21 protein-coding genes are annotated in these 23,298 nt (G+C 50.5%); 9 read left to right on the top strand and 12 right to left on the bottom strand.

Annotated elements, in window-relative coordinates; translation table 11 throughout:
* The first annotated feature begins 156 nt into the window (after positions 1 to 156).
* Complete coding sequence (gene hemH / locus BN1044_RS10310; protein ID WP_072308586.1) at positions 157 to 1,131, top strand: ferrochelatase; 975 nt, start codon at positions 157 to 159, stop codon at positions 1,129 to 1,131.
* A 115-nt stretch (positions 1,132 to 1,246) separates the two neighbouring features.
* Positions 1,247 to 2,548: an inosine/guanosine kinase gene (locus BN1044_RS10315; protein ID WP_072308587.1), complete on the top strand. Its 1,302-nt coding sequence runs from the start codon at positions 1,247 to 1,249 to the stop codon at positions 2,546 to 2,548.
* Between the two features lie 554 nt (positions 2,549 to 3,102).
* On the opposite strand, the gene ybaL is transcribed toward BN1044_RS10315, so the two are convergent.
* On the bottom strand, positions 3,103 to 4,800 hold the full coding sequence (ybaL, locus tag BN1044_RS10325) for a YbaL family putative K(+) efflux transporter (protein WP_072308589.1): 1,698 nt from the start codon (positions 4,798 to 4,800) through the stop codon (positions 3,103 to 3,105).
* 352 nt (positions 4,801 to 5,152) lie between these two features.
* Entirely contained in the window at positions 5,153 to 6,376 is a 1,224-nt protein-coding gene (locus BN1044_RS10330; protein WP_072308590.1) for an MFS transporter, read from the bottom strand.
* Positions 6,377 to 6,688: 312 nt separating this feature from the next.
* Between BN1044_RS10330 and ushA the strand changes: the two genes are divergently transcribed.
* From ushA to BN1044_RS10345, 3 genes are all read left to right on the top strand, one after another.
* Entirely contained in the window at positions 6,689 to 8,350 is a 1,662-nt protein-coding gene (gene ushA / locus BN1044_RS10335) for a bifunctional UDP-sugar hydrolase/5'-nucleotidase UshA (RefSeq protein WP_072308591.1), read from the top strand.
* 371 nt (positions 8,351 to 8,721) lie between these two features.
* On the top strand, positions 8,722 to 8,934 hold the full coding sequence (cspE, locus tag BN1044_RS10340; protein WP_004091792.1) for a transcription antiterminator/RNA stability regulator CspE: 213 nt from the start codon (positions 8,722 to 8,724) through the stop codon (positions 8,932 to 8,934).
* Positions 8,935 to 9,158: 224 nt separating this feature from the next.
* Entirely contained in the window at positions 9,159 to 9,878 is a 720-nt protein-coding gene (locus tag BN1044_RS10345) for an acid phosphatase (RefSeq protein WP_072308592.1), read from the top strand.
* A gap of 44 nt (positions 9,879 to 9,922) precedes the next feature.
* Here the strand turns inward: BN1044_RS10345 and ybaK are convergent, their stop codons facing one another.
* The 3 genes from ybaK to copA all read right to left on the bottom strand — a co-directional run bounded on the left by ybaK (position 9,923) and on the right by copA (position 14,344).
* A complete protein-coding gene (gene ybaK / locus BN1044_RS10350) occupies positions 9,923 to 10,402 on the bottom strand; it encodes a Cys-tRNA(Pro)/Cys-tRNA(Cys) deacylase YbaK (RefSeq protein WP_025799902.1) in 480 nt (159 codons plus the stop codon).
* Positions 10,403 to 10,661: 259 nt separating this feature from the next.
* The gene (locus BN1044_RS10355; RefSeq protein WP_072308593.1) at positions 10,662 to 11,474 is read right to left on the bottom strand and encodes a TraB/GumN family protein; all 813 of its coding nucleotides are present in this window, start codon (positions 11,472 to 11,474) and stop codon (positions 10,662 to 10,664) included.
* 107 nt (positions 11,475 to 11,581) lie between these two features.
* The gene (gene copA, locus BN1044_RS10360; RefSeq protein WP_072308594.1) at positions 11,582 to 14,344 is read right to left on the bottom strand and encodes a copper-exporting P-type ATPase CopA; all 2,763 of its coding nucleotides are present in this window, start codon (positions 14,342 to 14,344) and stop codon (positions 11,582 to 11,584) included.
* 122 nt (positions 14,345 to 14,466) lie between these two features.
* Between copA and cueR the strand changes: the two genes are divergently transcribed.
* Positions 14,467 to 14,874, top strand: a complete 408-nt coding sequence (gene cueR / locus BN1044_RS10365; protein WP_072308595.1) for a Cu(I)-responsive transcriptional regulator — start codon at positions 14,467 to 14,469, stop codon at positions 14,872 to 14,874.
* 44 nt (positions 14,875 to 14,918) lie between these two features.
* On the opposite strand, the gene BN1044_RS10370 is transcribed toward cueR, so the two are convergent.
* From BN1044_RS10370 to hutI, 6 genes are all read right to left on the bottom strand, one after another.
* A complete protein-coding gene (locus BN1044_RS10370) occupies positions 14,919 to 15,371 on the bottom strand; it encodes an NfeD family protein (protein WP_072308596.1) in 453 nt (150 codons plus the stop codon).
* Positions 15,371 to 16,288, bottom strand: a complete 918-nt coding sequence (locus BN1044_RS10375; protein WP_025799893.1) for an SPFH domain-containing protein — start codon at positions 16,286 to 16,288, stop codon at positions 15,371 to 15,373. Before BN1044_RS10375 ends, BN1044_RS10370 begins: the two co-directional genes overlap by 1 nt.
* A 129-nt stretch (positions 16,289 to 16,417) precedes the next feature.
* Positions 16,418 to 17,017: a HutD/Ves family protein gene (locus BN1044_RS10380; RefSeq protein ID WP_072308597.1), complete on the bottom strand. Its 600-nt coding sequence runs from the start codon at positions 17,015 to 17,017 to the stop codon at positions 16,418 to 16,420.
* Complete coding sequence (hutC, locus tag BN1044_RS10385) at positions 17,014 to 17,748, bottom strand: histidine utilization repressor (protein ID WP_072308598.1); 735 nt, start codon at positions 17,746 to 17,748, stop codon at positions 17,014 to 17,016. Before hutC ends, BN1044_RS10380 begins: the two co-directional genes overlap by 4 nt.
* 12 nt (positions 17,749 to 17,760) lie before the next feature.
* Complete coding sequence (hutG, locus tag BN1044_RS10390) at positions 17,761 to 18,714, bottom strand: formimidoylglutamase (RefSeq protein WP_072308599.1); 954 nt, start codon at positions 18,712 to 18,714, stop codon at positions 17,761 to 17,763.
* Positions 18,711 to 19,961: an imidazolonepropionase gene (gene hutI / locus BN1044_RS10395; RefSeq protein ID WP_072308600.1), complete on the bottom strand. Its 1,251-nt coding sequence runs from the start codon at positions 19,959 to 19,961 to the stop codon at positions 18,711 to 18,713. The genes hutG and hutI overlap by 4 nt, the downstream gene beginning before the upstream one ends.
* Positions 19,962 to 20,171: 210 nt before the next feature.
* Between hutI and queE the strand changes: the two genes are divergently transcribed.
* Both queE and BN1044_RS10405 read left to right on the top strand, forming a co-directional pair.
* The gene (queE, locus tag BN1044_RS10400) at positions 20,172 to 20,843 is read left to right on the top strand and encodes a 7-carboxy-7-deazaguanine synthase QueE (protein ID WP_061554923.1); all 672 of its coding nucleotides are present in this window, start codon (positions 20,172 to 20,174) and stop codon (positions 20,841 to 20,843) included.
* 2 nt (positions 20,844 to 20,845) lie between these two features.
* Positions 20,846 to 21,643, top strand: a complete 798-nt coding sequence (locus BN1044_RS10405) for a CDP-diacylglycerol diphosphatase (RefSeq protein ID WP_072308601.1) — start codon at positions 20,846 to 20,848, stop codon at positions 21,641 to 21,643.
* A 24-nt stretch (positions 21,644 to 21,667) separates the two neighbouring features.
* Here BN1044_RS10405 and BN1044_RS23575 read toward each other — a convergent pair whose 3' ends face one another.
* On the bottom strand, positions 21,668 to 21,826 hold the full coding sequence (locus BN1044_RS23575) for a hypothetical protein (RefSeq protein WP_168780223.1): 159 nt from the start codon (positions 21,824 to 21,826) through the stop codon (positions 21,668 to 21,670).
* Between the two features lie 318 nt (positions 21,827 to 22,144).
* Here BN1044_RS23575 and BN1044_RS10410 point away from each other — a divergent pair, with 318 nt between their 5' ends.
* Positions 22,145 to 23,284, top strand: a complete 1,140-nt coding sequence (locus tag BN1044_RS10410) for a 3-phenylpropionate MFS transporter (RefSeq protein ID WP_072308602.1) — start codon at positions 22,145 to 22,147, stop codon at positions 23,282 to 23,284.
* The last annotated feature ends 14 nt before the right edge of the window (positions 23,285 to 23,298 follow it).

Below are 23,298 nucleotides of genomic sequence, written 5' to 3' on the forward strand. Positions count from 1 at the left end.
CCTAGAGCGATGAAAGGCGGCTAATAAATAGCCGCCTTTTCTATATCCACGCTTTGATGATGTTGACCAATAAGAGTAATTGGTTGGGATTTGCAGCATTTTGGTTACAATATCAAAGCTTCCAATCTATCAAGATAATGCAAAACCGAGGACCGCATGAGGCAAGAAAAATTCGGCGTACTATTAGTGAATCTGGGCACGCCAGAGGCTCCAACCTCGTCAGCGGTTAAACGTTATCTCGCTGAGTTTCTTAGCGATAAACGCGTGGTAGACGTCTCTCGCCTGATCTGGTGGCCGGTATTAAACGGTATCATTTTGCCGATCCGCTCTCCTCGGGTGGCTAAACTGTATCAATCCGTCTGGATGGATGAAGGCTCACCGCTGATGGTGTATAGCCGCCGTCAGCAAGCCGCTTTGCAGGCGCGTTTGCCTAACATTCCGGTTGAACTGGGCATGAGCTATGGTCAGCCTGCGCTGAAAAGCGCAATTGATAAGCTGCATGACGCCGGTGTCGATCGCATTATTCTACTGCCGCTTTATCCGCAATATTCCTGTTCGACCAACGCCGCCGTGTTTGATGCGGTCGCTAGGCATTTTGCTCAGATGCGCCGTATTCCGTCGTTAAACTTTATCCGTGATTATGCAGAACATCCTGCCTATATTGCGGCGCTGAGTCAGACAATTAAAACCAGCTTTGCCCAGCATGGTGAGCCCGATATGCTGCTGTTTTCATTCCATGGGATTCCACAGCGTTATGCCGATCAGGGGGATGATTATCCGCTGCGTTGCCGTGCAACCACTCGTGCAGTAGCAGATGCCTTAGGACTCAGCGCTGAGCGTTACATGATGACCTATCAGTCGCGATTTGGCCGTGAACAATGGCTAACACCGTTCACTGACAAAACGATTGAACAGCTTCCTGCCAAAGGGGTGAAGCATCTTCAGGTTATCTGCCCAGGATTTTCGGCTGATTGTCTGGAAACGCTTGAAGAGATCAAAGTACAAAACAAAGAGTTCTTTATCGAAGCGGGAGGAACGCAGTTTGAATATATTCCTGCGCTCAACGATGACGCTTTGCATATCGAACTGTTTTATCAACTGGTGATGGAGCAGGTGGCGCACTCTGCATGATCGCGTTGGCTAAAGTTTAGCGTCGGAGTCTTCGACTCTGACGATTAAGCAAGTGATGTGTTAGAATTCTCGGCTTCCCGTTATTAACAACGCTTCATAACTGCTGACGACACTGATGAAATTCCCTGGCCAACGCAAATCTAAACACTACTTTCCTGTAAACGCGCGCGATCCGTTGTTGCATGCAACACAAAAAAGCGAAATTGATACCTCCTACGTAGTCGGCATCGACCAAACGCTGGTGGATATTGAGGCGAAAGTCAGCGACGATTTTATTACCCGTTACCGTCTAAGTCAGGGACATTCTCTGGTAATTGAAGACGATGTAGCGGAAGCGCTGTATCAAGAGTTAAAAGATAATCAGCTGATCACCCATGAGTTTGCCGGCGGTACTATCGGCAACACCATGCACAATTACTCCGTTTTGGCTGACGATCGCTCCATTTTGTTGGGCGTCATGTGCAGCAACGTGAAAATTGGCAGCTACGCCTATCGCTATCTGTGCAACACCTCCAGTCGTACCGACCTCAACTCTCTGCAAGGCGTTGACGGCGCGATTGGTCGCTGCTTCACCTTAATTAGCGATAACGGTGAACGTACCTTTGCCATTAGTCCGGGGATGATGAATCAGCTGCGTCCTGAAAGCATTCCTGAAGAAGTTATCGCTGGTGCTTCTGCACTGGTGTTGACGGCTTATTTGGTGCGCTGCAAGCCGGGTGAACCGATGCGCGATGCCACTATGAAAGCCATCGAGTATGCAAAAAAACACAATGTACCGGTGGTGCTGACGCTAGGCACCAAGTTTGTGATTGCTGACGATCCGCAGTGGTGGCGTGATTTCCTGCGCGATAACGTGACGGTTGTGGCGATGAATGAAGAAGAAGCGGAAGCCTTAACCGGGTTTAACGATCCGCTGGCGGCATCAGATAAAGCGCTGGAGTGGGTTGATCTGGTGCTGTGCACCGCAGGGCCGGTTGGCTTGTATATGGCGGGTTATACAGAAGAAGAAGGTAAACGTAAGACTCAGCATCCATTGCTGCCGGGCGTGATTCCAGAATTTAACCTGTATGAATTCAGTCGTCCGATGCGCAAAATCGCCTGCGAAAATCCGTTTAAAATCTATTCGCATATCGCGCCATACATGGGCGGCCCTGAGAAGATCATGAATACCAACGGGGCTGGCGACGGTGCTCTCGCCGCCTTGCTACATGATGTTGCAGCGAACGGTTTCCACCGTACCAACGTGCCAAATTCCAGCAAACATCAACGCACTTATCTGACGTATTCCTCGCTGGCGCAGGTTTGTAAATACGCTAACCGTGTGAGCTATCAGGTGCTTAACCAGCATTCACCGCGCCTAACGCGCGGCCTGCCGGAACGAGAAGATAGTTTGGAAGAGTCTTACTGGGAGAGGTAAGTGGTTATCTCTGCTTATTGATTTATGTCGCTGGAGTGTAACGCTCCGCCCGCCAGTCAATATCGAGCATTATTGCCACATCAGTGAAGGCGTACGGGCAGAGACCACCAGCGCGTGGTCTCTGCACTCGCGCGCTTTTATCTGAGACGCCATTTTCGCTCCGGTTTGGTATCGCCCATCCAGGGCGCCCCAAACTCCACCGGTACATCCCTGTACCGGTGGCTCTCCATGCCAATACTTAAACTAAAAACCAGACACGCATTTTGCTTTAACTTTGACTTTTTCCGGCACGTTGTTCTTCAGCCAAATCGAGGAGTGTAGGCTAGGATTCGCCGACAGGGACGTTGGCGAAAGAACGGAGGAGCCAGAATGGCGATTGCCGTTCGTTCCGTTAAAGCCGGAGTGACGAGATGCGGGCACCTGCGAAGCAGGCTGAAGGGCGGTGCCAAGCTGGGGAGTCGGGGGGCAGCGATTGGCCCCCCCGACTCGGACGCCTGTATAGTGTATATGTAGATTTCGGTGTATTAGGCGTACGAAATCTACACCGTTCCCATTCAGATCGGACACTCCTGCATCTTATCCGCATCCGTCATCTTATCGACCTGTAGTAATTCCAGCATGCTGTTCGCAATTTCGCGTTCCCCCATCACCACCTGATTGGCGCCACGGTCTGAAATGTAGGCCACTTCATCGTCGTAGTGCGCACGGGCAATGATGTCCAGCGTATCGCGTTTGGTTCGGGCGAAAGCCACAATCTCACCGGCTTCATAGCCGTTTGGAATGGTGAGCAGCAGCCAGCGTGCGCAGTCAATTCTCGCCAGCTCCATGATTTCAGGATTAGCCGCATTCCCTAGCACGGCATGAATACCTTGCTCACGCAGCGCTTCAACGCGAGGGCGTGAGTTCTCGATAACCACCAGAGGAACGCCCGCATCGTGTAGCTTAGCCCCAATCAGGCTGCCTACGCGCCCGTAACCAACCAGCAGCACGTGGTTGCATAGGTCAACGGGGATCTGCTTCTCTTCTTCCTCTGTGACCTCTTGCAGGCTCTGGTCTTCAATGGTCTCGGTTTTGGCAAGATAGCGCTCTAACAGTGTAAACAGCAGCGGGTTAATCATGATGGAGAGGATTGCGCCCGCCAGCACCAAATTCCGTCCTTCTGGTGACAGCATATTCAACGAAATGCCTAATCCCGCCAAAATAAAGGCAAACTCACCGATCTGCGCCAAGCTCACAGAAACGGTCAGAGCAGTACGCTTGGAGTGACCAAACATTTTTACTAAGAAGAATGCGGCGACGGATTTACCAAAGACGATAATCGCCAAGCAGCCCAACACCGCCAGCGGCTGTTCAACCAGAATCATCGGGTCAAACAGCATCCCTACGGAAACAAAGAACAGAACCGCAAAGGCATCGCGTAGTGGAAGCGTATCGTGAGCAGCACGATGGCTAAGCTCAGACTCGTTCAGCACCATCCCTGCAAAGAACGCACCCAGCGCAAAGGAAACGTCGAAGATCGCCACTGCGCCATATGCCACGCCCATTGCCAGCGCTAAAACGGAGAGCGTGAACAGTTCGCGAGAACCGGTACTGGCGGTTTTCGCCAAAATCCACGGCACCAAACGGCGACCTACCACAATCATAATGGTGATAAAGGCCACGACTTTGCCCAGCGTAATACCCAGTTCGATCAGCAAATCTTTGAGCTGCATATCTTGGCCTTCGCCCATAATTCCGGCAAAAGCAGGTAGCAAAACCAGCGTAAGCACCATGGCGAGATCTTCAACGATCAGCCAGCCAATGGCGATTTGGCCGCGTTGGCTGTCAATCAACTGCCGCTCTTCCAGAGCGCGCAGCAACACCACGGTACTCGCGGTGGATAAACATAAGCCAAACACTAAGCCTGTAACTAAATCCCAACCCAACAACGACGAAAGCCCCATACCCAACAATGTCGCCACTGCAATTTGTGCAATAGCGCCGGGTATGGCGATGTTTTTAACCGCCATCAAATCTTTTAGAGAGAAATGCAAACCAACGCCGAACATCAGCAGGATAACGCCAATTTCGGCCAGTTCAGGGGCAAGCGAGGTGTCTGCCACAAAACCAGGGGTGAATGGGCCAGCAAGCACGCCTGCGACGAGATAGCCCACCAGAGGGGATATTCGCAGGCGATTTGCCAGCATACCTAAAAGAAAGGCGAGAACTAAGCCTCCAACGATTGTCGTAATAAGCGGGGTTGAATGATGCATCTAGACTCCTTCTAGCACTGCACGAACAGCTAAATAATTAATACCCTTCTTAACTTGAAGCAGCACTGGATAGCTCGCTGCAACTTCAATTAATGTGTGTATAAATCCGGCGTTTTCCACTCCTTTACCGCAATCAATGTGCATTGGCTGAGTGAAACTCACAGGTATCTGTAATAAGTTTATTGTATTTATCGAAATTCTGCTGAGTTAATTTTGGGAAATAAGTCTTAATTTAGAAAAAAAACGCGCCAACGGCGGTAAAGAGAGGTTTTGTGATACAACCGCATGCAGCACGCGGCTTTGAGAAAAAGCAAACCCGACCAATCCTACAGGATAAGTCGGGTTATTAAGTCTAATTAGCGTCTTTATGTTCTATGTTTGGCAATAATGCCGTCAAGATGCCGAGTAATGGCAGGAATGCGCAAATTTGATAAACCAAGTCAATGCTGGTTAAATCGGCAACATAGCCTAAAACTGCGGCACCTAAGCCACCCATACCAAAGGCAAAACCAAAGAAGAGGCCCGACACCATACCCACTTTGCCAGGAATCAGCTCTTGTGCGTAAACCAAGATGGCTGAAAACGCTGAGGCTAGAATTACACCGATGATCACGGTTAAAACCCCAGTCCAGTAAAGAGATGCATAGGGTAAAGCCAGTGTAAACGGTGCAACACCCAGAATAGAGCCCCAAATAACATATTTACGCCCTATCTTATCGCCAAGAGGCCCGCCAATAATGGTTCCGGCGGCAACGGCAAACAGGAAGGCAAACAAATGTATTTGCGCACTTTGCACTGAAACACCGAACTTATGGATAAGATAAAAGGTGTAATAGCTGCTAATGCTGGTGAGATAGAAGTATTTCGAGAAAATCAACACCAGTAGTATGGATAATGAAATCACCACGGTGCGGCGTGGAAGCACTTTCACATTGCCGTGGCCTTTAGGCATACCTTTGCTTTGTCTGGTTTGTTGCTGATACCACTTACTGACCTGAAGCAAAACAACGATAGCCAGCAGCGCCGCCAGAGAGAACCATGCAATATTTCCTTGGCCATAAGGTGCGATTATCGCCGCCGCCAACAAGGGGCCGAGCGAGCTACCAAAATTACCGCCTACCTGGAACACCGACTGCGCGAGGCCGTGACGTCCGCCAGAGGCCATACGTGCGACACGGGAGGACTCTGGGTGGAAAATTGACGATCCCGTACCCACTAATGCGGCGGCGATCAGGACAACTTCAAAACTAGGCGCAACGGAAAGCAGCAAAAGTCCGGCTAAGGTGAACCCCATGCCGATTGGCAGAGAGTAGGGTTTCGGGTGTTTATCCGTGTACATGCCGATCAACGGTTGCAGCATCGAGGCCGTGAGTTGATAGGTCAGTGTGATAAGGCCTATCTGTGCAAAGTTCAGCGAAAACTCACCGCGCAGAATAGGGTAGATCGCCAGAATCAGCGATTGGATCATATCGTTTAGCAAATGGGACACGCTGATAGCGCCCAGTATGGAAAACGAGGTGCGATTGACGGGCTTTTGTGTCACGGAGTCGGACACTGGATCGATGCGGTCAGTCATAGTCTGTTTTTATGATTTCGTCAGTTAAGGAGCTATTTATGCAGGCAGATAAATAGGGATAGACATCACGCTAACAATGACAAAGTTTATCATTCTTGGTCAACCGTTGTTTTTGCCTTCATATGGACTATTTACCGGCTATTGAGGCTAAATGGGCGGCGTAATTTGAAATAGCTCGCAAAAAAATGAAAAGATCCCCTCATCTTGCCGTTAGAATTTTAGACTTGGTATCAAGCGCAGTGATTTGAATTTGATAATCATAATAATGAGAAAGTCTTTGGGATGATGAATATGACGACACGGAGAATCCGTATGAAATTGGCTTTAAAAGGCACCGTATGTGCGTTAGCGGTCACTCTGGCATTGGTGCCAACGTGGGCAGCAGCATGGGAAAAAGATAAAACCTATAACATCACCATTCTGCATACTAACGATCATCACGGCCATTTTTGGCAGAACGCCAACGGTGAATATGGCTTAGCGGCACAAAAGACGCTGGTGGATCAGATCCGCCATGAAGTGGCAGCGCAGGGCGGTAGCGTTTTGTTGCTTTCCGGCGGCGATATTAATACCGGTGTTCCTGAATCTGATTTACAGGATGCCGAGCCTGATTTCCGTGGCATGAACCTCGTGGGTTATGACGCAATGGCTATCGGCAATCATGAGTTCGATAACCCGCTATCGGTACTGCGCCAGCAGGAAAAATGGGCCACGTTCCCGTTACTTTCCGCCAATATTTATCAGCAAGGTACGGAAAAGCGTCTGTTTAAGCCGTATGAGATTTTCGATAAGCAAGATATCAAAATTGCGGTAATCGGCTTAACCACCGACGATACGGCCAAAATTGGTAACCCTGAACTGCTAAAAGGTATCGAATTCCGCGATCCTGCGGTAGAAGCAAAAACGCTGATCCAGCAGATCAAACAAAACGAAAAGCCTGATGTAATTATTGCCGCCACGCATATGGGACATTATGACAACGGCAACCACGGTTCGAACGCGCCAGGCGACGTTGAAATGGCGAGAAAATTGCCAACCGGATATCTCGATATGATCGTTGGAGGCCACTCACAGGATCCTGTTTGTATGGCGTCCGAGAACCAAAAGCAGGCCGATTATGTGCCGGGAACGCCGTGCGCGCCCGATCGTCAAAATGGAACTTGGATCGTACAGGCCCATGAGTGGGGTAAATACGTTGGGCGAGCTGATTTTACCTTCCGCAACGGCGAGCTGACGCTGCAGCACTACCAGCTCATTCCCGTTAATCTGAGTCAGAAAGTGACTAAAGAAGACGGCACAACCGAGCGTGCTTACTACACCCACAAGATTGATGAAAATCCGCAGATGCTGAAACTGCTAACGCCGTTTGAAGAGAAGGGCAAAGCGCAGTTGGAGGTCAAAGTTGGCAGCGTGGATGGCAAATTAATGGGCGATCGTAGCAAAGTTCGCTTCGAACAAACCAATATGGCGCGTTTACTACTTGCCGCGCAGATGGAGCGCACACAGGCGGATTTGGCCGTGATGAGCGGTGGCGGCGTACGAGATTCAATTGAGCCGGGCGATATCACCTACAAAGATGTGCTGAAAGTTCAGCCCTTCGGCAATTTGGTGGCTTACGTCGAGATGAACGGCCTTGAGCTTGAAAAATATCTGGCGGTGGTCGCCAATAAAAAAGTCGATTCAGGGGCGTATGCGCAGTTTGCTAATGTGAGCCTAGTCGCTGTTGGGAAGGGCGTAAGCGACGTGAAAATCAAAGGTGAGCCTTTGCAGGCAGACAAAATCTACCGTTTAGCGCTGCTGAGTTTTAACGCCACCGGCGGCGATGATTACCCTATTGTGAGCAATCGGCCAAGCTATGTGAACACGGGGTTCGTCGATGCCGAAGTGCTGAAACAGTACATCGAAAAACACTCTCCGCTTAAAGTCGCTGACTATGAGCCGAAGGGGGAGATTGTTTATAAATCGGCGAATTAATCCGCCGACGCTAAACTGATTCAGAGGGCAGATTTCTGCCCTCTGACCTGTCGCAAAGATTGCGAACACCTAAACTTCCACCAGTCTAGCCGTCTAGATGAGAAAATTATTATTTGAAAATAGTTCTTGATAACTGAGGGTGGGTATGAGTAAATAGCGTCATCGGTTTGAAACACAGACCTTATGAACGCAGTTTTAGTAAAGCAGTCCTCAGTTCAAGCGCTATCCGCATAGATACCTCTTCTTCTTGTGAGTCTTCTCCTAAGTGCTAAGTAAGAACTTTTCAATAAGTAACTCTTTGAAGACGACCACCTTCGCTGCATGATTTATTTGAATCATTGCGGCACACAAAACAAATAAAGGAAGTATCTATGTCTAATAAAATGACTGGTTTAGTAAAATGGTTTGACGCTGGTAAAGGTTTTGGTTTTATCTCTCCTGAAGATGGCAGCAAAGATGTATTCGTACATTTCTCTGCAATCCAGAGCAACGATTTCAAAACTCTTGATGAAGGCCAAAAAGTTGAGTTCTCTATCGAGAACGGCGCTAAAGGTCCATCAGCAGTAAACGTTGTTGCGCTGTAATAGCCAACAGCCATCGCAGTAACCTCTGAGTTGCTGTGAACCGAAAACCCGCCCTGTGCGGGTTTTTGCGTTTCTAAGTATTGCATTGGATTGCATTCTTCTGTTCAGCGGCACTTTTACTCTAGTTATCAAATATCTATTCTCATTTGTGGCGCAAATGTTATCGCTGTCACGGTCAGATGAAAGAAGAGTGCTTAAGATGCCAGACAGGAGGAAACACACTGATGAAGAAAATTGTTTTAGCGACGTTAGTTGGTTTATTAGTTTCTGGTTACGGCATGGCTGCCGACGATCACTATCTTAAATATGAACAAGCGCCTGACAGCTTAAAGCTGCTACCGCCACCGCCGTCTTACACCAGCATCGATTTCTTAAGCGATAAAGCGCATTACGATGAAGGCAAAGCGCTGCGCAGCACCGAGCGTGGTAAACAGGCTTACGATGATGCTGATGTGTCTAAAGATAGCTTGGCGAGAAATTTCTCCACCGCTTTTGGCATTCCTATTTCTAAAGAAAAAACCCCTGAAACGTTCACGCTGATCACGACGATGAAAGAAGATGCAGGTGAATACGCAACGCGTTCAGCGAAGCAGCACTATAATCGTGTGCGTCCTTTTGCTTTCTATAAAGAAGCAACCTGCCGTCCAGAAGATGAAAAAGAGCTCTCCACCAATGGTTCATATCCTTCGGGTCACACCACGATCGGCTGGTCAGTGGCGCTGGTGCTAGCGGAAGTGAATCCTGCAAGACAGAATGAAATTCTCAAGCGTGGTTATGAGCTTGGGCAAAGCCGTGTGATCTGTGGTTATCACTGGCAGAGCGACGTCAATGCTGCGCGTGTAGTAGGAAGCGCGGTTGTTGCCACTCTGCACAATAACCCTGCTTTTGAAGCTCAGTTGGCGAAGGCCAAGGCTGAAGTGCAAAAGCTCAATCCTCAGAACTGATCCTGCCTTGAATATTTAACGAGTCTTGCCACATGCAGGGCTCGTTAATCTCGTTTGGCAATTTCCGCAAAGCTGCCGCTGGTCATACGGCTAAGATCCTGAGCCGCAAGCTCAATATCCAGACCACGCTTCCCGCCTGAAATAAAGATCGTGGCAAATTCTTGAGCACCGCTGTCGATCACGGTAGGCAAACGTTTCTTTTGTCCAAGCGGGCTAATACCGCCGACCAGATAGCCGGTTACGCGTTGTGCAATCTGAGGATCGGCCATGTCAGCTTTTTTAGCCGACAGCGCCTTAGCGACCTTTTTTAAATCCAGCATTGAGGCCACCGGCGTTACCGCCACGGCTAAATTCTTGCTATCACCGTTGAGTGAGACTAGCAGCGTTTTGTAGACCTGCTCGGCGTTCAAACCCAATTTACGCACGACTTCATCGCCGAAATTGGTTTCGTCGCTATCGTGATGATACTGATGGAGAGTAAAAGGGACCTTATTTTTTTCAAGAAGAAGTACTGCGGGAGTCATTTTCTAAGCCTCTACGATGACGAATCACGCAATGATAGCGCTGTTATTTCGTGGAGTCAGTTTCGGAGAGTTATTTATTCGTGCGTTATATGCATAAGTGCGGTGCCATATAGAGAATAACCGTTGCCAGAATCACTGCTGCATTGTTAATCTATGCGGGAAACTGTAAGGGCAGACGCCATGTTTGCACTTGCAGCATAACGATAATAATGAAATTCCTCTTTGACTGGCCAATAGAAATATTGGCCATTTTTTTCGCCTAATGAATCACATACGGTGCCAGCAGCTCGGGCAGGTTTCCTTCGCTGTATAGATGCAATGCGCCTACCGCCACCACATAATTTCCCGCCGGCAGAGCGAGCAACATTTCTTGCCATTTATGATTTCGTTCCCCCATCAAAATCTGGTAGAGATCGTCACTAAACGTGGCCGGCAACTCTGTCGTTGCCATAGTTTTCGTGGGTGAAATCCACCAACCGATCAGCGTTTGCAGCAGGCGAGCGTTGGTATGCCAGTGTGCCAATGTGTCTTTTAACAGTACGATCCCGTTATCGGGCAGCGCATGCAGCAGCGCCATTTGAGTATCGGCGCCTTCCAACTCCATGGTTTTCAGCGACGCTTGTTGGGCAAAGCGCAGCATTTGGTAGTCGATACCATATTCAGAACGCAAACCAAGCTGATGCGCCTGCTGTGCCTGCAGGGTCAGTGCCGTGCGCCACGCTGGATAATGTTGAATCGCGTTGGCGGGAATGCCCGTTTCTTGACAGCGCTGTAAGACTTGCTGCCAAAGCTCTGGTGACAGCTGCGACTCCAAAGCCTCTGCGACTTCTCCGGTATCAAACGAGGGCGATGCTTGGGTTATGTCTGCTTCAACAATCAGCGCATCCGCGCGTTTAAGACGCTGAATTAATGCCGCGGGTAGAGGCGACATGTTTTCAGTACCCATATGAATACTTCCCACCAGATGCAGATGGATACCGCCTTGAAGATGGATATCAAGCGCTGGATAGGCATAAGTGGTTGTGGGAATAATTCCCAACCAGAGCGCGAATTTTCGCAGCCATTGAGTCATAAGTCACCTTTGCCTTTTTTTCTATGCTACGTGCAGTGTGAAGGTAAAGGCAAAAAAAAGCACCGAAACGTCGGTGCTTTTTGTGTCTTTCAATGTCTATTTAAATCTCATTTAGACTGTGACTTGGGCTTAAAGCGTAACAGGCGGTTGGCGTTGCTCACCACGGTAATGGATGAAAGCGCCATGGCCGCTCCTGCAACCACAGGGCTAAGCAGGGCTCCGGTTAACGGATACAGCACGCCGGCGGCAATTGGGATGCCTAACGAGTTGTAGACGAACGCGCCTAACAGGTTTTGCTTCATATTGCGCAGCGTGGCACAGGAAAGCTCCACCGCGTCAGCCACGCCGTTCAGACTATGGCGCATCAGCGTAATTGCAGCGGTTTCAATGGCGATATCGCTGCCGCCGCCCATCGCAATACCCACATCAGCCTGAGCTAAAGCAGGGGCGTCGTTGATACCATCGCCGACCATCGCCACTTTATGTCCTTTAGCCTGTAACGCTTTAATCGCATCGGCTTTACCTTCAGGGAGAACGCCCGCGATGACCCGATCGATACCCGCTTCCTTAGCAATGGCATTTGCGGTGAGTGGGTTATCGCCGGTTAGCATCACCAACTGATAGCCCAAACCGTGTAAGCGTTGTAATGCTTCCACGCTGTCGCTTCTTAGTGGATCACGGATAGAAAGCAATGCGGCAGGCTTCCCATCTGCGGATAACAGTACCGGCGTTATCCCGCGTTCGGCCTGCTGTTTAAGCAGGGATTTAACCTCAGAAGTATCAACCTGCTGCTGCTCCATTAGCGCGTCGTTCCCCAACAGCAACGTATGTCCATCAACGTCACCGCTCACGCCAAGACCACGTAATGTGCGGAACTGGGTAACTTCAGGTATGACCAAACGATCCGCTCGTTCTGTGATTGCGCGTGCCAATGGGTGGTTTGAACCCGCTTCTAAGGCCGCAGACCACTGCAATGCCTGCGCTTCACTTACACCGTTAAAGGTGTGAATTTCAACTACTTTTGGCTGGCCTTCAGTCAAGGTACCGGTTTTATCGAATACTAACGTATCAAGTTCACTGGCGCGTTGTAATGCGTCGGCATCACGCACCAATACACCCAGCTCAGCGGCACGCCCAACACCGGCAATGATCGACATTGGCGTTGCTAAACCTAAGGCACATGGGCAGGCAATAATCAGTACCGTAGTCGCCACCACCAAGGTGTACACAATTTGCGGCTGTGGGCCGAAGAAGTACCAGATAAGGCCGCTAAATACCGCAATCCCAACCACGGTGGGAACAAAAACTGCGGAAATACGGTCAGCCATTTGCCCAATTTCAGGCTTGCTGCTCTGCGCTTGGCGTACCAGTTTAATGATGCGTGCCAGCGTTGTTTGGCTGCCAATAGCACCCGCACGGAACAGAACGCTACCGTCTTGCACTACGGTACCCGCATGCACCGGATCGCCTGAGGATTTCTGCTGTGGAATCGGTTCGCCGGTTAGCATGGCTTCATCCATCCATACTTCGCCGGAAATAATCTCACCATCAACCGGAACCCGATCGCCGGTAGTTAAACGTAGCGTCATGCCAAGCTTAACCTCGGCCAACGGTAACGTTTTCTCACCCTCTTCGGTGACTACGCGAGCGGTCGGCGGGGTTAAATCCAACAAACGCTCAAGCGCTTTGGAAGAGCGTTGACGCGCTCTGGCCTCCATGGCATGACCAAGGTTGATCAAACCAATAATCATCGCACTGGCTTCGTAGTAAAGGTGACGCGCTTCCATCGGGAACACATGCGGCCACAGCGTTACCGTGATGGAGTAGAGCCACGCGGCCCCGGTGCCCAATGCGACCAAGGTGTCCATGGTGGCACTACGATTCATCAGGCTACGCCATGCGCTGCGATAGAAATGCCCACCGGCAAATACCATCACAGCAAGGGTAATCAGCCCAACGATCAGCCAGTTGTTTTGGTTACTCGCCGTAAGCTCCATTGAACCACCGAAGAGCCCCCATGCCATCAGTGGCACGCCTAGACCTAAGCCCAGAGCGGCCTGCCAGCGGAATTTTTTCACCGACTTTTCTGCGGATTCTTGCTGACGCGCCCGACGCTTCTCTTCATCTTGAATGATTTCAGCGCCGTAACCGGCTTTTTCGACGGCGTATATCAAGGCATCTGGATCGCTATGCCCTGTGACCAATGCGCTGCGCTCGGCAAGGTTTACGCGCGCTTGTTCAACGCCGGGCACGCTCTGCAAAGCATTCTGCACTTTTAATACGCAGCTCGCGCAGCTCATGCCATCGAGCAACAGCTGAACGCTATCGTCATCGTCAGAAGCGTTCGAAGTTGCTGTCGCCGGAGAAGTTGTTTCAGCCGCTGCCAGAGTTTCCGGCGCTTGTGGTGCTGTCGAGTTTGCTGTTGCAGACTGTGTCAGCGGCTCAGTTTTTGGGTGGCTTTCTCCACTTGGCAATAATGAAGCTTCATAGCCAGCGGCGATAACGGCATTAATCAGCGTAGTTGCATCGGCGGAACCATAGACTTTGGCGTCGGTTAATGAAACTTCAACCGCATCAACGCCCGCAACAGCCTCCAGCGCTTTGGTGACGCTGGCGGTGCAATGGCCGCAGCTTAAACCGCTTAGCGCCAGCGCTACGTCAGGCGTTCCTGCAACCGTGGCATGGTAACCCGCTTGCTCTACGGTTGAGATAATCGCGTGAGCATCGGCGTCGCCGGTGACTTTGGCATAGCGTGGATTATTTAGCTGAGCCAGTTCAATATCGGAACGCGCTTCAAGCGCGGTTTTGACTTTCTTCGCACAGTTCATGCAGGACAAGCCTTGCAGCGCGAACAATTGAGTTTGTGACATAATAAAATCCTCTCGGGTATTGCCCAGCGAACACGTGGTGTTGGTGGGCGAATCACATGGTATTCTTCACTTGGACTAAGCTTAAACCTTCCTGCAAGGGTAAGGTCAAGAGGGGAGGCAGAATGAACATCAGTGAGGTTGCCAAGAAAACCGGACTCACCAGTAAAACTATCCGTTTTTATGAAGAAAAGGGGCTGATGACTGCGCCAAATCGCGCTGATAACGGCTATCGGTTCTACGGTGAAAAACATATCGAAGAGCTCACGTTGCTGCGGCAGGCGCGGCAGGTGGGCTTTACGCTGGACGAATGCCGTGAACTGGTAGGGCTTTTTCATGACAAAAGCCGCCACAGCGCTGACGTTAAGCGTCGTACGTTAGAGAAAGTGGCCGAACTGGAACAGCATATTGAAGAATTGCAGCAAATGCGCCACCGATTGATGGCGTTAGCCGATGAGTGTCCCGGCGATGAAAGTGCAGATTGTCCGATCATTAATAATCTGGCGGGTTGCTGCCATGGACATAAGGCTTAAGTGGTTTATCCCCCGGCAAACCTCTGCGCGGGGGAGAGAGCAACTTAAATACTTTTCACCACTAACGTAATACCTTCCACGTCGATAACTTCTACAACGGCCCCGAACGGTAACTCCTGCGAACAGGTCACTCGCCAACTGCTGTCGCCGATACGAATGCGTCCATTGCCGTTGACGATAGGGGCTTCAAGCGTGGCTCGCGCACCAATAAGCTGTCGGCTACGTTGATTAAGCAGATCATCATTATTTCTTGCTACCGGCTGACTACGCCGTAACCAGCGCCACCATAGTAGCGCGGTGGCGACGGTGAGGATCGCAAACAGCGTTGCCTGCCATTCCCAGCCAAATGGCAGTACCCACGTTAGCAGGCCGACCAATAGGGCTGAAATGCCGCACCACAGCAGATACCCGCCAGCGCCTAACAACTCCGCAGCTAATAGCACACCGCCCAGCGACAGCCAAAAACCATGCGGATTTTGGGCAATGTAATCAATCATTATGATTTGCCTTTAACGGGGCCTGTTTCTTTCAGCAATTCAGCGATACCGCCGATGGAGCCCATCAGATTGCTGGCTTCCAGCGGCATCATGATCACTTTGCTGTTAGTGGCAGAACCGATTTTTTGCAGCGCGTCAGTATATTTTTGTGCCACGAAATAGTTAATCGCCTGAATGTTCCCAGCGGCAATCGCCTCTGACACCATTTTGGTGGCCTGAGCTTCAGCTTCAGCGGCACGTTCGCGCGCTTCTGCCTGCAAGAATGCGGACTGGCGTTCACCTTCGGCTTTCAGGATCTGAGACTGCTTTTCACCTTCGGCACGCAAAATGGCTGCCTGACGCACACCTTCCGCTTCGAGAATATCTGCACGTTTGGTTCGCTCGGCTTTCATCTGGGCGTTCATGGAGGCAACCAGTTCGACCGGTGGACGCACGTCGCGGATTTCAATACGCGTCACTTTTACGCCCCAAGGATTGGTGGCTTCATCAACGATATGCAGCAAACGGCCATTGATGTGGTCGCGCTGTGACAGCATTTCATCCAGTTCCATCGAGCCCAGAACTGTTCGAAAATTTGTCATGGTTAAATTGACGATGGCGCGTTCTAAATTGCTCACCTCATAGGCGGCGCGCGCAGGGTCGATAACCTGAATAAAGCAAACGGCATCGATAGTGACGTTGGCGTTATCTTTTGAAATGATTTCTTGGGCTGGGATGTCTAAAACCTGTTCCATCATGTTGATCTTACGACCGACGCGATCCATGAATGGAATGATTAAATTCAGGCCAGGCATTAATGTTTTGGTGTAGCGGCCAAAGCGCTCGACGGTCCACTGGAAGCCTTGCGGCACGATTTTAATCCCTGACCATACGATGACCAACGCAACAACCACTAAGACGGGAATAACGGTAAACATCGACAACCTCCTGTTAGCGAACGGCCTCATACCGCACGATTGATAATAGTTTAACCAATCGTGCGTAAGACTGACATGATTAACAGGAATAAATCATTTTAGGTTAATGAAGATTAAGACTTCTCGGGTTTATTCATCAAATCCGGTTAATTCAAAGACCCCAAGATGGCCGTGACCGTCTAAATCAACGGTGTGAGTTTGTGGGCGAGGCGTGACCAGTACGGCGCTGTCGTAGCGGTTAAGCGTAATAGAGTTGCCGCCGCCAATTGGCGTCAGTGAAATTTCTCCGTCGTGGCAGAATAAAATAATGGTGCTGGCGTGACAGCGGAGTGGCGGCATCTTCGGGCTGGTGGTCACCCACTGAAGGCGTGCGCCATAATAGCGTGGGTCGTAAATCAAATTCAGATCGCGCACTTTGCCATTGAGCAGCGTACTGCTCACGCGGCTATCGCCGGAAAAACGTTGGATCCCACAGGTCAAAATCGGTGGCTCGATGCGCCCATCGATTTTTAGCTGCAAGCCATCACCTTCCAGAATGGAAAGAATGCGCTGATAACCCGTATAGCTGGAGAAATCACCGTCAGAGGAAACTTCTGCCATGGATAACCGCCAGCGAAAATCACGCCCGCTTGGGGAGTCCACTCGCATGATCTCCTGCGTAACGCCTTGTCCATTTTTCCAAGGCATCGCGTGATAATCAGCCCATCGTATGATCTGCCATTGATTCATGAGGTGAAATGTCCTTTTAAACGATGTCGAGTTCCGGGAAACAGCAATTTTGCAAAGGTAACATTATGATGTTTAGACCAAGTTCGACGTTCGATCAATAGGCAAGGTTCATTCGCCTGAATGTGCAGCCAGTGGCTTTCTTCAGCCGAAGGCAGCAGGGCTTCAACAATATGTTCCCCTTCGGTGAGTGGTGCTACGCGTGATAAATAGTCGTGCGGCGTGATTTTGAGAAAGTCCTGCTGCAGGTAATCAGGCGCAACGATAGGATTTACATAGCGATTTTCAATCTGCACCGGCGTGTCATTTTCGTAATGCACGATGATAGAGTGAAATATTGGCGCGCCCACGCTGAGATTTAACGCTGCGGCTTGTTCACTGTTAGCCTGCGCTTCATCCAGCAAGATTATTTTGCAGTGATGGCGGTGATTGCGCGCCAGAATTTCGTCGCGAATGCTGTGTACTTCGAACAGCGCAGATTGCCCTTTCGGCTCCGCAACAAAGGTGCCAACGCCCTGCATGCGCACCAGCAATCCTTGATGGGTTAATTCCCGCAACGCTCGATTGATGGTCATGCGGCTGAATCCCAGATGCGCGACCAGCTCGGCCTCAGAGGGAATGCGATAATTTGGCGTCCAAGCTCCGTTACTGATGTTATCGGTAATCATTTTTTTGACCTGCTCATACAGCGGCGCAGGCGTTGATAGCGGTGATAAATCAGCGGGAAGAGTCATGGATAACATTCCTTATGGGCAATCGCCGATGTTCCATTGATGTAGAATTTGCCATGCAATGCGTGCCGCGGTGCGGGCACCGAATTGCTGAATATCCAAAGAGGGATTGTATTCCACCAGATCCGCTCCCCACAATGACGGACTTTCACATATCGCACCTACCAGCGGCAAAAGTCTTTCGATTGGTAATCCCACGGCGGCGGGCGCTGAGACGCCGGGCATTTGCCACGCAGGAAGAACATCCAGATCGATCGTTAGATAGACGATCTCACACTTATCCATAAATGCGCCAATCTGGCGATGCAGATCGTCAAGCGATCGCGTGAGCGCGTCGGTATCCCATACGATCTCAACGTTCAAACGCACGGCCTCGGTGACCAATGCCTGCGTGTTTGCCGCGAGGCTAGCGCCGACGCAGAGATAATGAAACGGTCGCTGGCTCTGCTCGCAGTAATGGGCGAGCTGGCGAAACGGCGTGCCTGACGTCGCCACGTCGTTGCGGCGTAGATCCAGATGCGCATCAAAATTAATAATGCCGACGGTTTTGTTGGGATGTGCCTGATACAGCCCTAAACCGTGAGCGAAGGCGGTTTCATGACCGCCGCCGAAGACCAAGGTTCTCACCCCTTGCTGATGGTATTGCGCGACTTTTTGGCTAAACTGCGCCTGCGCCTCTTCTAGCGGGGTATCGCCAACGCGCAAAGTGCCGCCGTCGGTGACGCGGTCATGTCCAGCATGCGCAGCAAGATTAGCCAGCATTTTACGCAGCGCATCGGGGGCAGCGGCGGCACCGGTGCGGCCATGATTGCGTTTAACGCCTTCATCACAGGCAAAACCGAGCAACACGATAGGGCGGGGCTCATTGTGCTGCCCAATGGTTTGAAATAAGCGTAATGCTTCAGGAGACTCCGCCAGATCGTTACGCCCTTGCCAAACATCATCAGCGGTGGGTTGCCAGTGGCTCATTGCATTTCCTCGTTTTCGCTCTGTTTTTGTGTCGCTTGGCCTTGATAAATCCGCTGATACAGTGGATTTCGCCCCAGCTCATAAATCACTTCAACCGGTTTTTCTGCCTCCCATACCGCGAAATTAGCCTGAAAACCGGCGGCAAGCTGTCCGTGGGTGTGCTGGCGATTTAATGCCTGAGCCGCATGTCGAGTCACGCCTAGCCACGCCTCTTCCGGCGTGAGGCCAAATTGCACGCAGGCCATATTCATCGCGAGGCGCAGAGACGCAAAGGGGCTGGTGCCGGGATTGAAATCGCTGGCTACCGCCATAGGGACGCGATATTCGCGCAGCAAATCCACCGGAGGGCGTTTGGTTTCGCGTAAAAAATAAAAGGCACCGGGCAGCAGAACCGCCACGGTTTGGCTGTGTGCTAAGGCTTGAATACCTGCTTCATCTAGATGTTCAATATGGTCGGTCGACAGCCCGTGATAGCGAGCCACTAGCTCGCTGCCGCCCAGATTAGAAAGCTGTTCCATATGCCCACGCACAGGAATTCCAAGCTGTTTGGCTGCCGCGAACAGCTTTTCGCTTTGCGCAAGTGAAAAACCCACGCTTTCGCAGAACACATCAACAGATTCAAACAGTTTTTTCTCCCACAGCTGCGGCAGGATTTCCTCACAAATTAGATCGATATAGTGGTCTGAACGGCCATGATATTCCGGCGGAGTGGTGTGTGCCGAAAGTAGTGTAGGGCTAACGTCGATGGCGTTTTGTCGAGCCAGCTGCTGGGCAACACGCAGCTGTTTTTCTTCATTGATGAGATCCAGACCATAGCCGGATTTCATTTCCACCGTGGTCACACCTTCGTCCATTAAAGCCTGTAAACGCTGCTGGCTGATGCTGAGCAGCGTATCCGGCGAGGCATCACGCGTGGCGTGCACGGTTGAATTGATTCCGCCGCCTTTCTGGCTAATCTCGGTGTATGACACCCCGTTCAGGCGCTGTTCCCACTCGTAGGCGCGATCGCCACCGAACACCAAATGGGTGTGACAGTCGATAAGACCGGGAGTAACGAGCCGATCCTGTAAATCGATCTGCTGGGGATGCTGAGCGGGAAGTTCATCCTCTGGGATCACCGCTATAATATGTTTATCGCGCACCACCAGTGCATGACGATCGAGAACACCATAGGGCGTTTTGTACTGCGCGCTCATGGTAGCTAAGCGTCCGTTGCGCCAAATAACGTCGGACTCCAATAAATTCATAGCATCCCCAAACCTGTATAGAGTTGTATATACATTTATTTTCGAAAGGCCGATAGGTGTCAAACGTTTTTGATGAAAATGTTATTTAATTGTGACGTCAAATGCGATGTGCGGCTGAGGTGCGCCGTGTTTGGCTTAGCGGGGGCAAATCTGCGACAATGTAGCGCAGCTTTTTTATGGTAAGAAAGTTTTATTAACAATGAGAGTGTCATGTCGTATCCGATAAACGAACTGTTCCAGACCCTGCAAGGGGAAGGTTTTTACACCGGTGTTCCGGCTATTTTTATTCGCCTGCAAGGGTGTCCGGTAGGGTGCAGCTGGTGTGATACCAAACATACGTGGGAACAGTTGCCCGAACGAGAAATCGGCATGAACGAAATCTTGATCAAAACTGAAGAGAGCGATGCGTGGGGCAGCGCCAGCCCTGAGCAATTGCTGGATATCCTGCGCGAGCGCGGATATACCGCTCGCCACGTGGTGATCACCGGCGGTGAACCCTGCATCCATGATTTGCGTCCGTTGACGGAATTGCTGAATCAAAATGGGTTTTCCTGCCAGATTGAAACCAGCGGCACCCATGAAATCCGCTGCTCTGAGGCAACCTGGGTGACCGTGTCTCCAAAGGTCAACATGAAAGGCGGCATGAAAGTATTGGAGTCTTCTTTGGTGCGCGCCGATGAGGTTAAACACCCCGTTGCACGTGAGCGCGATATTGAAGATTTAGACGCATTACTTTCCGTACTTCACGACGATAAGAAACGCATTATCGCGCTGCAGCCGATTAGCCAAAAAGAGAGCGCGACGAAGCTGTGTATTGAAACCTGTATTGCGCGCAACTGGCGCTTGTCGATGCAAACCCATAAGTATTTGAACATCGCCTAAATATGCTGATGAGAAGCGCGCTGCTAAATAATTATCGGATGATTTTTGGCACTGCGCTTCTGATGTGGGTGTTTTTGCTAACCGGCTGTGCCAAGTCTGACGCGCTGTGGGGTGTGGTAGATAAAGTTTGTCGTGTTAACTATCAGCAAAAGCACGATCCCGCGCCCTGCGCCCAGATCTATACGCCGGCTCACGATCGGCGATCTGCGTTTACCGTGATTCAAAACCCGCGCTTTCACTTTCATTTCATTTTGGTCCCCAATGATCGGATTATCGGTATTGAGAGCTCTGTACTGCTAGAAAATGACGCACCGGATTATTTCGGTTACGCATGGACGATGCGCTATCGGCTGGCGTATGAATATGGCAGACCGGTTCCCGACGATATGCTGGGGCTGGCGTTAAATTCAGCCTATGGGCGCAGCCAGAATCAACTCCATATTCATCTCACCTGCTTACGTGAAGACGTTCGCCGCCAGTTAAAAGCCGAGCGCCCTTATATTGGTCGCGAATGGGCTTTGCTGCCTGATTTGCTGTTGCGTCATCCATTTTATGCCAAGCGCATTGAGCAGCCGGCGCTCATCGGCGTGGATCCAATCAAATCGCTCGCCGATCAGTTTCATCTTACGCCTGAACAGCTGGCCTATTATGGCGTGGCGGTGGTGCCAACGACGTTTGAAACTCAGCCAGGCTTTATTTTATTGGCGACACGGGTGGGAATGGGAGAGAGGAATAGGGCATCGGTGGAGTCATTGTTAGATAAGCGCTGTGAGCTGCTGCAAACAATCCCGGCTCAGTGAACCGGGAAAAGGGAGTCAAATTTATTACGCCTCTTCTATCGCGACGTCGGGTTCTTTCTCTGAATGATCGGCTAATGCATCATGTGAAATTTGCAGCTTCAGGTCGAATTCGATCATGGATATTTCCTGATTAATTTCGGCTTTAAGTGCATCAATTTTGTTTAACGAAGTGGATTCCGTCACTCGTCGGCTTCCTAGTCAAAAACAGGGATGCCTATGTTAACCAGCATTCTGATATATAAAATCAATCAAATCCTAAATTTAGACCCGCCTCTCACAAAAAATGAGGCCGTTTCACCCCCGTTTACGCTTGGCATACAACCGCTAAACAAAGCTGCTTACATGCGTTAAAAAATGTTACCTATTTCCTCCATAATCTCTCTGAGCAGAAACTAATGAGTGAATGTGTACATGTCATTTGCTAATTGATTTTGCGACATTATTCATTGCCAGCATGGGATGCCTCTGTCAAAGTAACGCGTTTAAAATTAAGGAGGAAAAATGTTGCCGTCTGCAGGTTGGTTAGGACTCAGTTATTTCACCTATTTTTTCTCTTTTGGCATATTTCTGCCGTTTTGGAGTTTGTGGCTGCAAGGTGAGGGAATTTCTCCCGAGTCAATTGGCATATTGCTTGGCGCTGGGATGATAGCCCGTTTCCTTGGTAGTTTATTCATTGCTCCCGCCGTTAAAAAAACCTCTCAACTGATTACCGCTCTCCGTCTTATTGCTCTCCTCGCCCTGATCTGTTCTATCGCATTTTCCTTTGGTACCGCATGGGCGTGGCTGCTGGTGGTGATGGCAGGATTTAGCCTTTTCTATGGGCCGTTAATTCCTCTGACTGATGCGTTAGCAGCAACGTGGCAACGTCAGGTGGGGCTGGACTACGGCAAAGTACGTCTGTGGGGATCAATGGCCTTTGTCATTGGCTCAGCGGTAACGGGAGAAGTGGTTAATGCCTTTGGGCATAAGGCCATTATGTATTGCCTGTGGGCGGGTCTGGCGGCCATGCTGGTGGGAATGCTTCTACGACCGCGCCATATGCCACAGGATGCACCAAAAGATAGTGCGGTGCAGGACACCACGCCGTGGAAAATTTTATTAAAAGAAGCGCCGGTATGGCGTTTTTTATTGTGTGCCGCTTTACTTCAAGGCGCTCATGCAGGCTATTACGGATTTAGCACTATCTACTGGCAGGAGGCGGGCTATTCCGCGTCGGTGGTTGGCTATCTGTGGTCGCTGGGCGTTGTTGCTGAGGTTATCGTCTTTGCATTAAGCAAGCGCTTATTCCGCCGTATGTCGGTTTCCCAGTTGCTGTTACTGTCGTGTTTTTGTGCGGTGATCCGTTGGATTTTAATGGGGTCAACAACGGCGCTGCCGTGGCTGATTTTGATTCAAATTCTGCATGCGGGCTCTTTCACCGTATGTCATTTGGCGGCAATGCGCTTTATTTCGGCACGGCAGGGCGGCGATGTTATCCGTCTACAGGCGATTTATTCGGCGCTAGGCATGGGCGGAAGCGTGGCGATCATGACCATGCTGTCAGGCTTCCTGTTTGAGCACTATCAAGGCGGCATGTTCTATGCGATGGCGCTGGTGGTATTGCCGGTGATTTTCTTCAGACCGAAAGTGACAAGCCATTAGTTTTGTGGCTAAGA

The organism is Hafnia alvei (assembly GCF_900095695.1).
GTDB classification, from domain to species: Bacteria; Pseudomonadota; Gammaproteobacteria; order Enterobacterales; family Enterobacteriaceae; genus Hafnia; species Hafnia alvei_B.

Excerpts from the sequence above, each read along its gene's own strand:
- hutI (WP_072308600.1), bottom strand. The coding sequence starts at position 19,961 with ATGAATTTATTGGAGTCCGACGTTATTTGGCGCAACGGACGCTTAGCT.
- queE (WP_061554923.1), top strand. The coding sequence starts at position 20,172 with ATGTCGTATCCGATAAACGAACTGTTCCAGACCCTGCAAGGGGAAGGT.
- cspE (WP_004091792.1), top strand. The coding sequence starts at position 8,722 with ATGTCTAATAAAATGACTGGTTTAGTAAAATGGTTTGACGCTGGTAAA.
- BN1044_RS10370 (WP_072308596.1), bottom strand. The coding sequence starts at position 15,371 with ATGATTGATTACATTGCCCAAAATCCGCATGGTTTTTGGCTGTCGCTG.
- copA (WP_072308594.1), bottom strand. The coding sequence starts at position 14,344 with ATGTCACAAACTCAATTGTTCGCGCTGCAAGGCTTGTCCTGCATGAAC.
- hemH (WP_072308586.1), top strand. The coding sequence starts at position 157 with ATGAGGCAAGAAAAATTCGGCGTACTATTAGTGAATCTGGGCACGCCA.
- BN1044_RS10330 (WP_072308590.1), bottom strand. The coding sequence starts at position 6,376 with ATGACTGACCGCATCGATCCAGTGTCCGACTCCGTGACACAAAAGCCC.
- BN1044_RS10380 (WP_072308597.1), bottom strand. The coding sequence starts at position 17,017 with ATGAATCAATGGCAGATCATACGATGGGCTGATTATCACGCGATGCCT.
- ybaL (WP_072308589.1), bottom strand. The coding sequence starts at position 4,800 with ATGCATCATTCAACCCCGCTTATTACGACAATCGTTGGAGGCTTAGTT.
- BN1044_RS10375 (WP_025799893.1), bottom strand. The coding sequence starts at position 16,288 with ATGTTTACCGTTATTCCCGTCTTAGTGGTTGTTGCGTTGGTCATCGTA.
- BN1044_RS10410 (WP_072308602.1), top strand. The coding sequence starts at position 22,145 with ATGTTGCCGTCTGCAGGTTGGTTAGGACTCAGTTATTTCACCTATTTT.
- ybaK (WP_025799902.1), bottom strand. The coding sequence starts at position 10,402 with ATGACTCCCGCAGTACTTCTTCTTGAAAAAAATAAGGTCCCTTTTACT.
- BN1044_RS10405 (WP_072308601.1), top strand. The coding sequence starts at position 20,846 with ATGCTGATGAGAAGCGCGCTGCTAAATAATTATCGGATGATTTTTGGC.
- BN1044_RS10355 (WP_072308593.1), bottom strand. The coding sequence starts at position 11,474 with ATGACTCAATGGCTGCGAAAATTCGCGCTCTGGTTGGGAATTATTCCC.
- BN1044_RS10315 (WP_072308587.1), top strand. The coding sequence starts at position 1,247 with ATGAAATTCCCTGGCCAACGCAAATCTAAACACTACTTTCCTGTAAAC.
- ushA (WP_072308591.1), top strand. The coding sequence starts at position 6,689 with ATGAAATTGGCTTTAAAAGGCACCGTATGTGCGTTAGCGGTCACTCTG.
- hutC (WP_072308598.1), bottom strand. The coding sequence starts at position 17,748 with ATGACTCTTCCCGCTGATTTATCACCGCTATCAACGCCTGCGCCGCTG.
- hutG (WP_072308599.1), bottom strand. The coding sequence starts at position 18,714 with ATGAGCCACTGGCAACCCACCGCTGATGATGTTTGGCAAGGGCGTAAC.
- BN1044_RS10345 (WP_072308592.1), top strand. The coding sequence starts at position 9,159 with ATGAAGAAAATTGTTTTAGCGACGTTAGTTGGTTTATTAGTTTCTGGT.
- cueR (WP_072308595.1), top strand. The coding sequence starts at position 14,467 with ATGAACATCAGTGAGGTTGCCAAGAAAACCGGACTCACCAGTAAAACT.